Origin of the sequence: Inquilinus ginsengisoli (assembly GCF_031453975.1) — a bacterium.
Classification (GTDB): domain Bacteria; phylum Pseudomonadota; class Alphaproteobacteria; order DSM-16000; family Inquilinaceae; genus Inquilinus; species Inquilinus ginsengisoli_A.
In genome coordinates, this window is sequence record NZ_JAVDPW010000005.1 from 389,905 (window position 1) to 402,870 (window position 12,966).

General features: G+C 70.6%; 12 protein-coding genes. 8 read left to right on the forward strand and 4 right to left on the reverse strand.

Annotation, left to right across the window (positions count from 1 at the left end; all coding sequences use genetic code 11):
* The 8 genes from mdcC (at position 1) to E9232_RS16300 (ending at position 8,927) form a co-directional block, all read left to right on the forward strand.
* Positions 1–315 carry a malonate decarboxylase acyl carrier protein gene (mdcC, locus tag E9232_RS16265; protein WP_309795408.1) on the forward strand — a complete coding sequence of 105 codons (315 nt, stop codon included), beginning with the start codon at positions 1–3 and terminating at the stop codon, positions 313–315.
* The gene (locus tag E9232_RS16270; RefSeq protein ID WP_309795410.1) at positions 312–1,244 is read left to right on the forward strand and encodes a biotin-independent malonate decarboxylase subunit beta; all 933 of its coding nucleotides are present in this window, start codon (positions 312–314) and stop codon (positions 1,242–1,244) included. The genes mdcC and E9232_RS16270 overlap by 4 nt, the downstream gene beginning before the upstream one ends.
* Positions 1,231–1,971 (forward strand): biotin-independent malonate decarboxylase subunit gamma, encoded by a 741-nt coding sequence (locus tag E9232_RS16275; RefSeq protein WP_309795414.1) that lies wholly within the window; start codon positions 1,231–1,233, stop codon positions 1,969–1,971. The genes E9232_RS16270 and E9232_RS16275 overlap by 14 nt, the downstream gene beginning before the upstream one ends.
* On the forward strand, positions 1,955–2,620 hold the full coding sequence (gene mdcG, locus E9232_RS16280; protein WP_309795416.1) for a malonate decarboxylase holo-[acyl-carrier-protein] synthase: 666 nt from the start codon (positions 1,955–1,957) through the stop codon (positions 2,618–2,620). Before E9232_RS16275 ends, mdcG begins: the two co-directional genes overlap by 17 nt.
* Complete coding sequence (gene mdcB / locus E9232_RS16285; protein WP_309795418.1) at positions 2,596–3,504, forward strand: triphosphoribosyl-dephospho-CoA synthase MdcB; 909 nt, start codon at positions 2,596–2,598, stop codon at positions 3,502–3,504. The genes mdcG and mdcB overlap by 25 nt, the downstream gene beginning before the upstream one ends.
* Positions 3,501–4,430, forward strand: coding sequence for an acyltransferase domain-containing protein (locus E9232_RS16290; RefSeq protein WP_309795420.1), 930 nt, complete (start codon positions 3,501–3,503; stop codon positions 4,428–4,430). Before mdcB ends, E9232_RS16290 begins: the two co-directional genes overlap by 4 nt.
* 157 nt (positions 4,431–4,587) lie before the next feature.
* Positions 4,588–5,784, forward strand: a complete 1,197-nt coding sequence (locus tag E9232_RS16295; protein ID WP_309795423.1) for an efflux RND transporter periplasmic adaptor subunit — start codon at positions 4,588–4,590, stop codon at positions 5,782–5,784.
* Entirely contained in the window at positions 5,781–8,927 is a 3,147-nt protein-coding gene (locus tag E9232_RS16300) for an efflux RND transporter permease subunit (protein ID WP_309795425.1), read from the forward strand. The genes E9232_RS16295 and E9232_RS16300 overlap by 4 nt, the downstream gene beginning before the upstream one ends.
* An 82-nt stretch (positions 8,928–9,009) precedes the next feature.
* Here the strand turns inward: E9232_RS16300 and E9232_RS16305 are convergent, their stop codons facing one another.
* From E9232_RS16305 to ppaT, 4 genes are all read right to left on the reverse strand, one after another.
* On the reverse strand, positions 9,010–9,888 hold the full coding sequence (locus tag E9232_RS16305) for a LysR family transcriptional regulator (protein WP_445351987.1): 879 nt from the start codon (positions 9,886–9,888) through the stop codon (positions 9,010–9,012).
* A 54-nt stretch (positions 9,889–9,942) separates the two neighbouring features.
* A complete protein-coding gene (locus E9232_RS16310; protein WP_309795429.1) occupies positions 9,943–10,842 on the reverse strand; it encodes an alpha/beta hydrolase in 900 nt (299 codons plus the stop codon).
* 131 nt (positions 10,843–10,973) lie between these two features.
* Complete coding sequence (pldH, locus tag E9232_RS16315; RefSeq protein WP_309795431.1) at positions 10,974–11,720, reverse strand: pyridoxal 4-dehydrogenase, SDR-type; 747 nt, start codon at positions 11,718–11,720, stop codon at positions 10,974–10,976.
* A gap of 30 nt (positions 11,721–11,750) precedes the next feature.
* Positions 11,751–12,929 carry a pyridoxamine--pyruvate transaminase gene (ppaT, locus tag E9232_RS16320; protein ID WP_309795433.1) on the reverse strand — a complete coding sequence of 393 codons (1,179 nt, stop codon included), beginning with the start codon at positions 12,927–12,929 and terminating at the stop codon, positions 11,751–11,753.
* Positions 12,930–12,966: the final 37 nt, after the last annotated feature.

Here is a 12,966-nt window from a genome sequence, read left to right on the forward strand (position 1 = left end):
ATGGTGATCATCAAGCTTCAATACGCCCCCGGCCGGCCGGCTGAGGGGCACGCCCGGAGCGCCATCGTCGGCGTCGTCGCGTCCGGCAATCTCGAAGTGCTGCTCGAACGCACGCTGCCGGAAACCGAGTGCTCGGTCGAGATCGCCACCCCCGTGCACGGCTACGACGAGGTCTGGCAGGCGGTCGTCGCCGACTTCGTGGAGCGCGCCTCCCCGGGCGGGCTGCGCATCTCGATCAACGACGGCGGGGCCCGGCCGGACACGGTCGCGCTGCGGCTGATGCAGGGCGTCAGGATGATGGAGGGTGCGCAATGACCGATATTGCGACCCGCCGGTCCGCCAGCCGCGACTCCGCGAGCTGGTTCCTGGCATCCGCCCGCGAGCGCCTCGCCGGCCTGCTCGATCCGGGCAGCTTCACCGAGGTCCTTCCGCCTTCCGACCGCGTGCAGAGCCCTCACCTGGCGCTGTTCGACCTTCCCGCGGCGTTCGACGACGGCATGATCATCGGGCGCGGGCGCCTCGATGGCCGCGAGGTGCTGGTCGCCGCGCAGGAAGGGCAGTTCATGGGCGGCACCTTCGCCGAGGTAAGCGGGGCGAAGCTCGTCGGCCTGCTTCGGGCGGCACGCGACCGCGCCGATCTCCCCGTCCTGCTGCTGCTCGACAGCGGCGGCGTGCGGCTGCAGGAGGCCAATGCCGGTGAGCTCGCCGTCGCGGAGGTGATGCGCGCGATCGCCGAGGCCCGCAGCGCCGGCGTCGCGGTCGTCGCCCTGGTCGGCGGGCGCTCCGGGGCCTTCGGCGGAGCCGGCCTCACCGCCGCCACCTGCTCCCGGATTGCGATCTCGGAGCAGGGACGGCTCGGCGTCACCGGCCCCGAGGTGATCGAGACCAACCAGGGCGTCGAGGAGTTCGACTCCAAGGACAAGGCCCTGGTCTGGAGCGTCACCGGCGGCCGGACCCGCCGCCTGATCGGGGGCGCCGACACCTATGCCCAGGACACGATGGCCGGCTTCCGCGACGCCGCTCTCTTCCTGCTCGAACGGGTGCCGGCGTTCGACCTGCGGACGCTGCAGGCCGAGCAGGAGCGGCTCGCGTCGCGGCAGTCCCGGCTCGGCGGCTGCAGCAGCGCCACCGAGATGTGGACCATCCTCGGCATCGCAGATCCGGAGGCCGTGCGGGACATGGACGACGAGGCGTTCATCGCGCTCGCCGCAAAGGTGAAAGGACTGGATCATGACGGTCGATGAGATCTTGGCGGGGCTGTTCCCCGCCGGGCACGACGTGGTCGTGCGCCCCGACAAGCTGATCATGGGGATCGGCCGGCTCGGGAACGGTCGCGCGGTCGAAGTGATCGGCATCGCCGACGGAGAACCGCTCGGGATCGACGGCGTCCTGCCCCTGGCCGAACGGGTGCTGCGGGTGATCGCGGCCGGCGGCGACACGCCGATCCTGGTGATGGTGGACACGCGCAGCCAGCGCATGGCCCGCCGCGACGAGATGCTCGGCCTCAACGAATATCTCGCCCATCTCGCCAAATGCCTGCTGCTGGCCAGTCGGGAAGGGCATCGCACGGTCGGGCTGAACTACGGCAAGGCGGCCGCCGGCGCCTTCCTCGCCACCGGGCTGGCGACGGACATCCTGGTCGCGCTGCCGGGGGCGGAGCCTGCGGTCATGGACCTGCCGTCGATGGCGCGCGTCACCAAGCTGCCCGAAGACAAGCTCAAAGCGCTGTCGCAGACGACCCCCGTCTTCGCGCCCGGCCTCGCCGCCATGAGCAAGGTCGGCGCCATCGCGGAGACCTGGGACCCGGGCCAGCCGCTCGGCGCCCAGCTCGAAGCGGCCTTGGCGGGCAGTTCCGGCCATGACGCCAGGGATGCGCTCGGCGCCGCGCGCGGCGGGCGGCGCCTGGCGTCGGAGCTGGCCCGGCGTGTGGCGGCGCAGATCGTCGAGGGCCATCATGCTGCAGCGTCATGATCTGCTGCGCGTGACGCCGGGCGGGTGGCCCGCGGTCCTGGACGCATCGTCCGGCTTCCATGCCTTGGAGGTCGGGCCGCGCCGGCTCGTCGCCGGCTGGGCGGAGCGCGGCTGGCCGGTGATCGTGCGTCGCCGGGCTGCCGGCGACAGCGGGGATGGCGTCGCCGTCGGCCTGCCCCTGCCGCCGGCACACGGCAAGCTTCGCCTCGCCCTATCCATCCCCGCCGAATTCGTGACGGAGACTGTCGCTGCCGTCCCGCTGAGCGCAGCGGCGGCCTCCGTCCCGACGGCCTGGCGGCCACAGGTGGAGGGGCTGGTCGCCCTCGGCGAGCGGCTGGCGCTGCGGCCGGTCCTGTTCGGCGCTCTGCTGTGGCAACGCCTGACCGGCCTGCCCTACCTGCGGCCGGGATCGGACATCGACCTGATCTGGCCCAGGCCGACGGCGGAAATCCTGCCCGATCTGCTCGACACCCTCGACCGGCTGGACAGCGCGGGCCCGGTCCGGCTCGACGGCGAGATCCTCCTCACGGCCGGCAGCGGGGTGAACTGGCGGGAGCTTCGGCAGGAGTTCCGCCGACCCGACGGGGTCGTGCTCATCAAATCCATGGACGGAGCGGACATCCGATGCGTGCGCACTCTCTTCGCGTGAGCCGTCCGGCGCTGGACGCCAGCCTCGCGCTTCCGCGGCCCGGCCTGCCCGTCGCGATCGCCGAACGGCTGGGCGACGTGGCCGCCGCGGCCCTCGTGGCCGAACTGGAGACATGGCCGAAGCCCGGCCTGGTGAGCCATGTCGATCGCGGCAGCCATGACGATATGGACCACACCACCTTCCGGCGCAGCGCCGCGGCGATCCGCCCCTTCTATGCCCGCCTGGCGATGGCGGGTTCGGCGAGTGGCGACATGGAGCGGCTTCGGCAGATCGGCCGGGAGGCCGAGGACGCCATGCTCGCCGCCACCGGCGGCGTGAACACCCACCGGGGTGCGATCTTCGGCCTGGGGCTGCTCTGCGCGGCAGCCGGAGCGGCCTCGGTGGAGAGCCCAGTCACCCCAGCACGCCCGTCTGCCGCGCAGCTGGCGGACATCGTCGCCCGGCGCTGGGGCGACGCGATCCTGCGCGGTCCGATCCCCCTCCGCAGCCACGGCAGCGACGTCCTGCGCCGGTTCGGGGCGGGGGGCGCCCGCGCGGAAGCCGCAGCCGGCTTCCCGCAGGTGCGGGAGATCGGGCTGCCGGCCCTCCGCCAGGGACGCGCGCTCGCCCATGACGAGGGTGCCGCCCGCGTCCAGGCCTTCTTCGCCCTGATGGCCGAGGTGGAGGATACGAACCTGCTTCATCGCGGCGGCGCCGCGGGGCTGCAGGACGCGCAACGCGTGGCACGGCAGTTCCTGGAGGATGGAGGGGTGGGGCAGGGCGATTGGGAGGATCGTGCGGTGGCGATCCACCAGGCCTTCGTCCGGCGGCGCCTCAGCCCCGGCGGATGCGCGGATCTGCTCGCGGCCACGATCTTCCTCGATCGGGTCGAGATCGGGCTGTGACCGGCGTCGCCATCCTCTGCTCCGGGCAGGGCGGCCAGGCTGCGGGCATGTTCGACCTGGTCGGCGAGGCGCCCGAGGCGGCGCCTGTCTTCGCGGCCGCCCGACGCGTGCTCGACGGCCGGGATCCGAGGGATCTGGTCCATCAGGCGAGTGAAGGCGAGCTTCACGCCAACAGGATGGCCCAGATCCTCTGCTGCACCCAGGCGCTGGCCTACTGGGCGGTGCTGGGCCCGACCTCGCCCCGCCCGGTCACCGTTGCGGGCTACAGCGCCGGCGAGCTGGCCGCATGGGGCATTGCCGGTGTCATCGATGCGGAGACCGTCCTGGATCTCACCGCCAGGCGGGCCGTGCTGATGGACGAGGCTTCGCGCACCGCATCGGGTCTCGGCGCGATGCTGGGCCTGCCGCGCCCGGAGATCGAAGCGATCTGCCGGGCGCATGATCTCCACATCGCCATCGTCAACGGGCCCCTGCATGTCCTCCTCGGCGGCGCGGTCGCCGATCTGCAGCCGGCCTTGGCGCAGGCCGAGCAGCGGGGGGCGAGCCGCACCGTCATGCTGCCCGTGTCGGTCGCGTCGCATACGCCGTTCCTCCGCGAAGCCAGCGAGCGGTTCGGAGAGCTGCTTCGCCAGCGGGTCGCCGGGACGCGCCCGCCAACGGGGGTGCGACTGATCAGCGGCGTCGACGGCGCGCCCGTCCTGCGCCTGCCGGAGGGCCTGCAGAAGCTCGCCTTGCAGATCCGGCAGACGGTCGACTGGGCGGCCTGCATGGACGCCTGCCGCGCCGCCCGTCCGCAGCGCGCGCTCGAACTGGGCCCCGGCGACGCCCTCGCGAGGATGGCCGCCGACGCGATGCCGGGCATCGCCGTCCGCAGCGTCACGGCGTTCCGATCGCTGGACGGCATCCGCCTTTGGCTCGGAGCCTGACGCCGTGCCTTCGTGCTTCAAGACTAAGGTATAGGTCCCTCCCGACGAATGCAGGGCGTCGACGTCCCGATGTGCAATGGAGCGAGCTGCCGCTTCGACCTTAACCTTTGAAGGCTTCGGAATTCACCGTTCCAGCCTGAACAGAGCGAGGTCGACCATGCGCCGCAACCTGCTTCTCGCCGCCGTGGGGGTGGTGGCCGGACTCTCCGGCTCCCTCCTCGTCCTCGGCACCGACGTCTTCGGCTCCGCCTCCACCGCGGTGCCGGTTCCGGTCGTGTCGCCCGCGCCCGTCGCCGAGGCGACCGTGACGAAGCAGGACGTGCCGATCGAGCTGGACGGCCTCGGCCGGGTCCAGGCCTTCAACACGGTCACCGTCCGCACCCAGGTCGAGGGCCAGATCCAGCGGATCGCCTACGACCAGGGGCAGACGGTGCAGAAGGGCGACCTGCTGGTCACGATCGACCCCCGGATCTACCAGGCCAAGCTCGAGCAGGACCAGGCCACCCTGGCCCGCGACCAGGCGCACCTCGCCAACGCGTCCGCCAATCTCGCCCGCTACAAGCCACTGGAGCATTCGGGCTTTGCGACCGACCAGCAGGTCGACACCCAGCAGGCGATGATCGACCAGCTCCAGGCCTCGATCAAAGGCGACCAGGCGGTCATCGACCAGGACCAGGTCGAGCTCGGCTACACCCAGATCACGGCGCCGATCGGCGGCGTCACCGGGTTCCGCCTGGTCGACGAGGGCAATGTCGTCCACCCGACCGACGCGAGCGGTCTGGTGACCATCGCCCAGATCCAGCCGATCGCCGTCCTGTTCACGCTGCCGCAGGCGGCGTTGCCCGACATCCAGCGGCAGATGGCGAGCGCTGGTGCGGCCGGGCTGACGGTCGAGGCCTGGTCGCAGGACGGCGCGACCAGGCTCGACACCGGCAGGCTCGAGACCCTCGACAACACCGTGGACGCGGCCAGCGGCACGATCACGTTGCGCGCGGATTTTCCGAACCCGCAGAAGCTGCTGTGGCCGGGCGAGTTCGTCCAGGCCCGGCTGGTCCTGAAGGTGCAGCAGGATGGTCTGACCGTGCCCGCCGCCGTGGTGCAGCGCGGGCCAAACGGGGTCTTCGCCTGGGTGGTGCGGCCCGACGCGACGGTGGCGCCGCAGCCGATCCAGGTGGCCCAGACGGTGCGCGGAACCGCGCTCGTCACCTCCGGCCTGACGGCGGGCGAGACCGTGGTCAGCGACGGGCAGTATGGCCTGCGGCCGGGAGACAAGGTGTCCGCGCGCAGTCCGGCCGACACCACGGATTCGCCGCTGATGAACGCGCAGACCGACACACTGGGGATCCAGCCATGAGCCAGAACACCGCGTCCAACGGTGGCCTGTCCGGCCCGTTCATCCGGCGGCCGATCGCCACGCTGATGCTGATGATCGGCGTCGTGCTGGTCGGCATCGTCGCCTACCGCTCCCTGCCGGTCGCGGCCCTGCCGTCGGTCGACCTGCCGACGATCCAGGTCACGGCGCAGCTGCCCGGGGCCGACCCCGAGACCATGGCTTCCTCGGTGGCCACGCCGCTGGAGCGCCAGTTCGGCGAGATCCCCGGCCTGTCGCAGATGACCTCCGCCAGCGCCCTGGGCTTCACCCAGGTGACGCTGCAGTTCGACCCCTCGCGCACCGTGGACTCCGCAGCCGGAGACGTGCAGGCGGCGATCAATGCGGCCGGCGGCGACCTGCCGAAGACCATGCCGACGCCGCCGACCTACCGGAAGACCAATCCGGCCGACACGCCGATCCTGATCCTGGCCCTGACCTCCGACACCCTGCCGCTGACGACGGTCGACGACTATGCCGAAAGCATCCTCGCGCAGAAGCTGTCGCAGGTGCCGGGTGTCGGGCTGGTGAGCATCGGCGGCCAGCAGCAGCCGGCCATGCGGGTCGAGGTGAACCCCCAGCAGCTCGCGGCCCAGGGCCTGACGCTGGAGAACATCCGCACCGCCCTGTCATCGATCACGGTCGACGACCCCAAGGGCACGCTCGAAGGCAAGCAGCAGGCCTATGCGCTGCAGACCAACGACCAGCTGACCACGCTCGCCAGCTACAACCAGGCCATCATCGGCTACAAGAATGGCGCGCCGATCCGGGTCAGCGACATCGGCCATGCCGAGATCGGCCCGGCCAACGACCAGCTGGCGGCCTGGTATGGCCGCGACCGCGGCATCATCCTGGCGGTCCAGCGCCTGCCGGGCGCCAATGTGATCCAGACCGTCGACAGCATCCGGCGCGAGCTGCCGCAGCTCGAGGCGTCGCTGCCGCCGGCGATCAAGATCTCCGTGGTCTCCGACCGCACCACCACCATTCGCGCCTCGGTCGCCGACGTGCAGTTCACCCTGGTCCTGACCATCGGCCTGGTGGTCATGACCATCCTGCTCTTCCTCAGGAATTTCTGGGCCACGATCATCCCGGGCATCGCGGTGCCGATCTCGATCGTCGGCACCTTCGCGGTGATGGCCGTGTTCGGCTATTCGCTCGACAACCTGTCGCTGATGGCACTGTCGGTTGCCGTCGGCTTCGTGGTCGACGATGCGATCGTGATGGTCGAGAACATCGTCCACCACCTGGAGCAGGGCAAGACACCCCTGCAGGCGGCCCTGGATGGGGCCGGGCAGATCGGCTTCACCATCCTGTCGATCTCGGTCTCGCTGGTGGCGGTGTTCATCCCGCTGCTGCTGATGGGCGGCGTCATCGGCAAGCTGTTCCAGGAGTTCGCGGTCACCGTCGCCGTCGCGATCGCCGTCTCCGCCCTGGTGTCCCTGACGCTGACGCCGATGCTCTGCTCCCGCCTGCTCAAGGCGCAGGCCGAAGGCCCGGCGCGGCACGGCCGGCTGTACCGGCTGCTGGAGGCCGGGTTCGATCGCCTGGCCGGGGCCTATGAAGCGGCGCTGACCCACGTGCTCCGGCACCAGCGTCTGACCCTCATGGTCATGATCGCGACCGTCGCGTTGACCGGGTATCTCTTCGTCACGATCCCGAAGGGCTTCTTCCCGCAGCAGGACACCGGCCTGATCGCCGGCGTCACCGAAGCCGCACAGGACGTGTCCACCGGGGCCCTGGCCGAGAAGCAGCAGCAGGTCGTCGACGTCCTGCTGCGGGATCCGGCAGTCGGCTCGGTCGCGAGCTATATCGGGCCCGGTGGCACCAACCCCTCGCCGAACCAGGGGCGCATGTACATCTCGCTGAAGCCGCAAGGGCAGCGTGGCCCGAATGCCACCGCCGACCAGGTGATCGCGCGGCTCGACAAGGCGCTGCAGCCCGTCACCGGCATCCGCCTCTACATGCAGGCCGCCCAGGACATCACGATCGGCGGTCGCGTGGCCAAGACCCAGTACCAGTACACGCTGACCGATGTGAACGCGCAGGAACTGGCGTCCTGGGCGCCGAAGGTGGTCGCCGCGGTGGCGCAGCTGCCCAGCGTCGCGGACGTCACCAGCGACCAGGAGAGTGCCGGCCTGCAGTTCACGATCCAGATCGACCGGGACGCGGCCTCGCGCCTCGGCATCGCCCCGCAGGATGTCGACAACGCCCTGTACGACGCCTTCGGCCAGCGGGTCGTCACCAAGGTCTTCACTTCGCTCAACCAGTATTACGTGATCCTGGAGGTCGACCCGGCCTTCCGCCGGGGGCCGGATGCGCTGCAGTCGGTCTATCTGCGCTCCTCCGCCGGGCAGCCCGTGCCGCTGAGCGAGATCGCGCACCAGGCGCCGGCGACGGCGCCGCTGGTGGTCAACCATCAGAGCCAGTTCCCGTCGGTCACGGTGTCCTTCAACCTGGCGCCGCACAGCTCGATCGGGACCGCGGCGACCGATGTCGAACGCGCGGTGGCGGCGCTTCACCTGCCGGCCAGCGTCCAGGGAGCCTTCCAGGGTACGGCGCATGCCTACGAGACCGCCCTGGCCGGGCAGCCGGCCCTGATCGCGGCCGCGCTGGTCGCCGTCTACCTGATCCTCGGCATGCTGTACGAAAGCGCCGTCCACCCGGTGACGATCCTGTCGACCTTGCCGTCGGCCGGCGTCGGCGCGCTGCTGGCGCTGAAGGCGGCGGGGATGCCGCTCGACGTGATCGGCATCATCGGCATCGTGCTGCTGATCGGCATCGTCAAGAAGAACGGCATCATGATGGTCGACTTCGCGCTGGCGGCGGAGCGTGCGGGCAAGTCGCCGGTCGAGGCGGTGCGCGAGGCCTGCCTGTCCCGGTTCCGGCCGATCCTGATGACGACCATGTGCGCGATCCTCGGCGGCATTCCGCTGATGGTCGGCACCGGCACGGGATCGGAGATCCGCCAGCCGCTCGGCTACGCCATCGTCGGCGGGCTGGCGGTCAGCCAGATCCTGACCCTGTTCACGACGCCGATCGTCTACCTGTATCTGGGCCGCCTCGGTCACTTGGTGCAGCGGGTGCGGACGGCTGTGAAGGCCATGCGCTTCCACAGCCCTGCGGCCTGAGGGTCATGTTGCGGGGCCGCGACCGCGGGGCGGTTGGAGGCCGTCGTCCGCTATCGACCCTGCTCATCAATCCGGCGCGTCGTCAGCCCCGGTGGCGCAGCGCGTGGAGCAGCACGGAAAGGGCCGGCGGGCATTGCCGGCGGCTGGGATAGTACAGATGATAGCCCGGGAATGGCGGGCACCAATCCGCCAGCACGCGGATCAGCCGCCCCTCGGCGATGTATGGCTGCACCTGATCTTCGGGCAGATAGGCCAGGCCAAGCCCGGCCAGAACCGAATTCAGCCGCAGGGCGATGGTGTTGAACACCAGCTGCCCTTCGACCCGCACCTTCAGCTCATGCCCATCTCTCTCGAACTCCCAGGCGTACAGCCCGCCATAGGTGGGAAGGCGGATGTTGATGCAGTTGTGGGCCGTCAGCTCCTGAGGCGTCCGTGGCGGCGGCCGCTGCGCGAGATAGGAGGGCGCCCCGACGACCGCCATGGACATGTCCGGGCCGATCCGCATCGCGATCATGTCCTTCGCGACCTGTTCGCCGAGGCGGACGCCGGCATCGTAGCGTTCCGCGACGATGTCGGTCAGGCCGTAGTCGGCGATGATTTCGACCCGGATGTCCGGATACTCCGGCAGCAGCTTCGCCACCGCCGGCCAGAGGATGGTGTTGGCCGAATGCTCGCCCGCCGTGATGCGGACGGTGCCGGCAGGCTTGTCGCGCAGTTCGCTCAGGGCGCCCAGCTCGGCATCGATCTCCTCGAGCCGCGGGCCGACGGTCCGGAGCAGGCGTTCGCCGGCTTCGGTCGGCGAGACGCTACGCGTGGTCCGGGTCAGCAACCGCAGGCCGAGCCGCTCCTCCAGCCCGCGGATGGTGTGGCTCAGCGCCGATTGGGATATCCCGAGCTGCGCCGCGGCCCTGGTAAAGCTGCGCTCACGCGCGACCGCGAGGAAGGCGAGGAGGTCGTTCAAGTTCTCCCGCGGCATTCATGAACACCTCTCATAAGTTCATGCGGACTTTAGCATCTAATCGCATGCCGGCGCGTACGTTCCGATCTGGCTCCTGATCGACGGGAGCCGGCGGATCCACGCCGAAGCTCTCTCCAGCTCTCGCGACGCGATGGGGTCGCGCCCGGCCTGCTTGAGGAAACCGTGGTCGCGCCCGGCCACGAGCCGGAACTCGCTTTCCGGATGATGCGGCAGGGCCCGAAACAACCGGACCGAATCGTCATGGACCGCGTCGAGTTCGGCAGCCAGGACATAGGCGGGCTCGGCGATATCTAGGGCGAAGGCCAGGGGCCAGATGGGGTCTGCGCCGGGCAGGGCGGCGTCGCCCAACCGGTTGTACATGACGGTCAAGGTCTCCTGGTCCAGGCCGTTCTCAGCCGTGCCGCGGCGCGCGATGCTGTCGCTGGCGACCTGCCCGTATCCGCCATACAGCAGCAACAGCCCCGCAACCCGCTCCCGCATGGCCGGCGGGAGGCCACGAAGGCCCCAAAGGGCGACACAGGCACCGGCGCTGTCGCCGGCGAGAATGATCCTCGTCCGGTCGGGGGCGGCGCTCATCGCGACGGCCAGGTGGCAGGCGGCGACCGCGTCCTCGCGCTGGGCCGGGAAAGGATGCTCCGGCGCCAGGCGATAGCGGGCCGACAGCGCGGGCATCCCGCTGAATTTCGCCAGCCACGCCGTGACGCCGCGATGCGACTGGGGGCTGCCCGCGACGAAGCCGCCGCCATGGAAGTAGACGATCACGGAACCGGCAGCGCCGACCGATGGGGTGAACAGGAGGCCGCCCCGGAAGTCGCCGGCTTCCGCGACCGCGGTCTCCCGCACGTCGTCAGGCAACGGGCCGGCCTGTTCCACGGCATCGCGGGCGTGATGCGCCCGCAGCTCCTCCGGACTCGATGTGGCCCATGACACGCTCATGCGAGGCGATCCCCGAGACTGTGAGGGGCCGTCCGATCGAAGTGCCAATGGCCCGCCATTGACCCCGGCCCTGGTCGGGAGAATGATCCGCGGACCATCCAGGGTGCAACCGGGACGCGCGGCATCGGGGGCTACCAGCGCACCATCCCGCCATCGACGTTCAGCGTCTGGCCCGTGATCCAATGCGCCTCGTCGGAGGCGAGGAAGGCGACCGCGGGGGCGATGTCGCGCGGCTGGCCCTGGCCGGGGATGGCCTGCAGCATCTCGACGAAGCCGAAGGCCTGGGCATGGGGGCTGGCCATGACCCCGTCCGACGCGGTCAGGCCCGGCGTCACCGCGTTCACGGTGATGCCGTGCTTGCCCAGCTCGGTCGCCAGCGCCCGGGTGAAGCCGAACACGCCGCCCTTGGCCGCGACATAGGCCGCCATGTTCGGCGTGCCGGCGAAGATGGTGTTGGAGCAGATGTTGACGATGCGGCCGCGTCGCGCGTCGCGGCGCATCAGGTCCGACGACGCCCGGGCCATCAGGAAGGTGCCGGTCAGGTTGACCGCCATGATCCTCTGCCAATGCGCCAGGTCGACCTCGTCCCAGGCGATGAACGGCACGATGGCGGCGTTGTTGACCAGGATGTCGACGCCGCCGGCCCGGGCCACCACCGCCTCGTGCAGCGCCGTCACCGCCGCGGGGTCGGAGACGTCGCAGGCGACCGCGAAGCTGTCATGCCCCAGCCCGGCGGCGACCGATGCCGCCCCGTCCGCCTTGATGTCGGCGACCACGATCCGGGCCCCGTCCTCCGCCAGCCGCTCCGCGATCGCCCTGCCGATCCCTTGCGCCGCCCCGGTCACGATCGCGACCTTGCCCGAAAGGTTGGAAGCCATGTCCCCGGTCCTTTTGTTTTGGTTGATGGTTCAGCCGGCGGCGTCGATCGCGGCCATGGCAGCGGCCACGCCACGGCCGATATCGACCGCGTGGCCCAGAGCACCCAGCGCCCCGCCCAGCGCGCTGATCGCCACCACGGCGTAGAGCGGCTGGGCGGTCGGCCCCATATGGCCGATCCGCACCAGCTTCCCCAGCGTCTCGCCGCGGCCGGAAGAGAAGGTGACGCCATAGCGCTCGCGCGCCGCCCGCCGCAGGTCTGCGTCCGCCACGCCGTCCGGCACCCGCACGGCGGTGGTGGTCGGCGAGGCGATCTCCTCGCGTGCCGGCCACAGCGCCAGCCCCATCGCCTGCAGCCCCGCCCGGCAGGCCCGCGCGGTCAGCGCATGGCGGGCCCACACCACCTCCGGCCCCTCCGCCAGATACTGGTCCAGCGCCGCGTCCAGGCCGTTGATCTCGGCGACCGAGGGGGTGAAGGGGAAGGGCCGGTCCCGCCGCCAGGCCTGCTCCCAGTCCAGGATGCTCAGCATCGAGGCGCGCGGCGCGTCGGGATTGGCCTTCATCTTGGTCCAGGCGCGGTCGCTGACGCCGAGCAGGCTGAGGCCTGGCGCGCCGCCCAGGCACTTGTTCGGGCCGGTGACGAAGATGTCGGCGTGGCAGTCCTCCGCATGCACGTCCATGCCGCCGAAGGACGAGACCGCGTCGACGATCAGCCAGCCGCCGTGTTCCGCCACGATCCGGCCGATCGCCTCCACCGGGTTGATCGTGCCGGACGGCGTGTCGTGGTGGCAGACCGAGACGATGCGGATGTCGGGCCGCGCCTTCAGCATCGCGGCAACCGCGTCCGGATCGATCGTCTCGTTGTACGGCACCTCGATCTCGACCAGCTCGGCGCAGTGCCGCTTGGCCCAGAAGCCGAAGCCCTTGCCGTAGACGCCGGAGGCGAGGTTGAGCACGACGTCGTCGCGGGCGATCAGCGATGCCGCCGCGGCTTCCAGCCCCAGCACCGGCTCGCCATGCAGGATGACGGGCGGGGTCGACAGGCGCATCGCCGCCTGCGCCTTTTCGTTCACCCGTTCGTAGAAAGCTAGGAAGACCGGGTCGTAATCATAGTGGATGGTGCGGGACAGCCCGCGCAGCACCGCCGGATAGGCGTCGACCGGGCCGGAGGTCAGAGTGAAGACGGGGTCGCGCAACGTAGGCGTAGACATCGGGAAACTCCTGTTCGGAGGCTCACTCCCTGCTGTC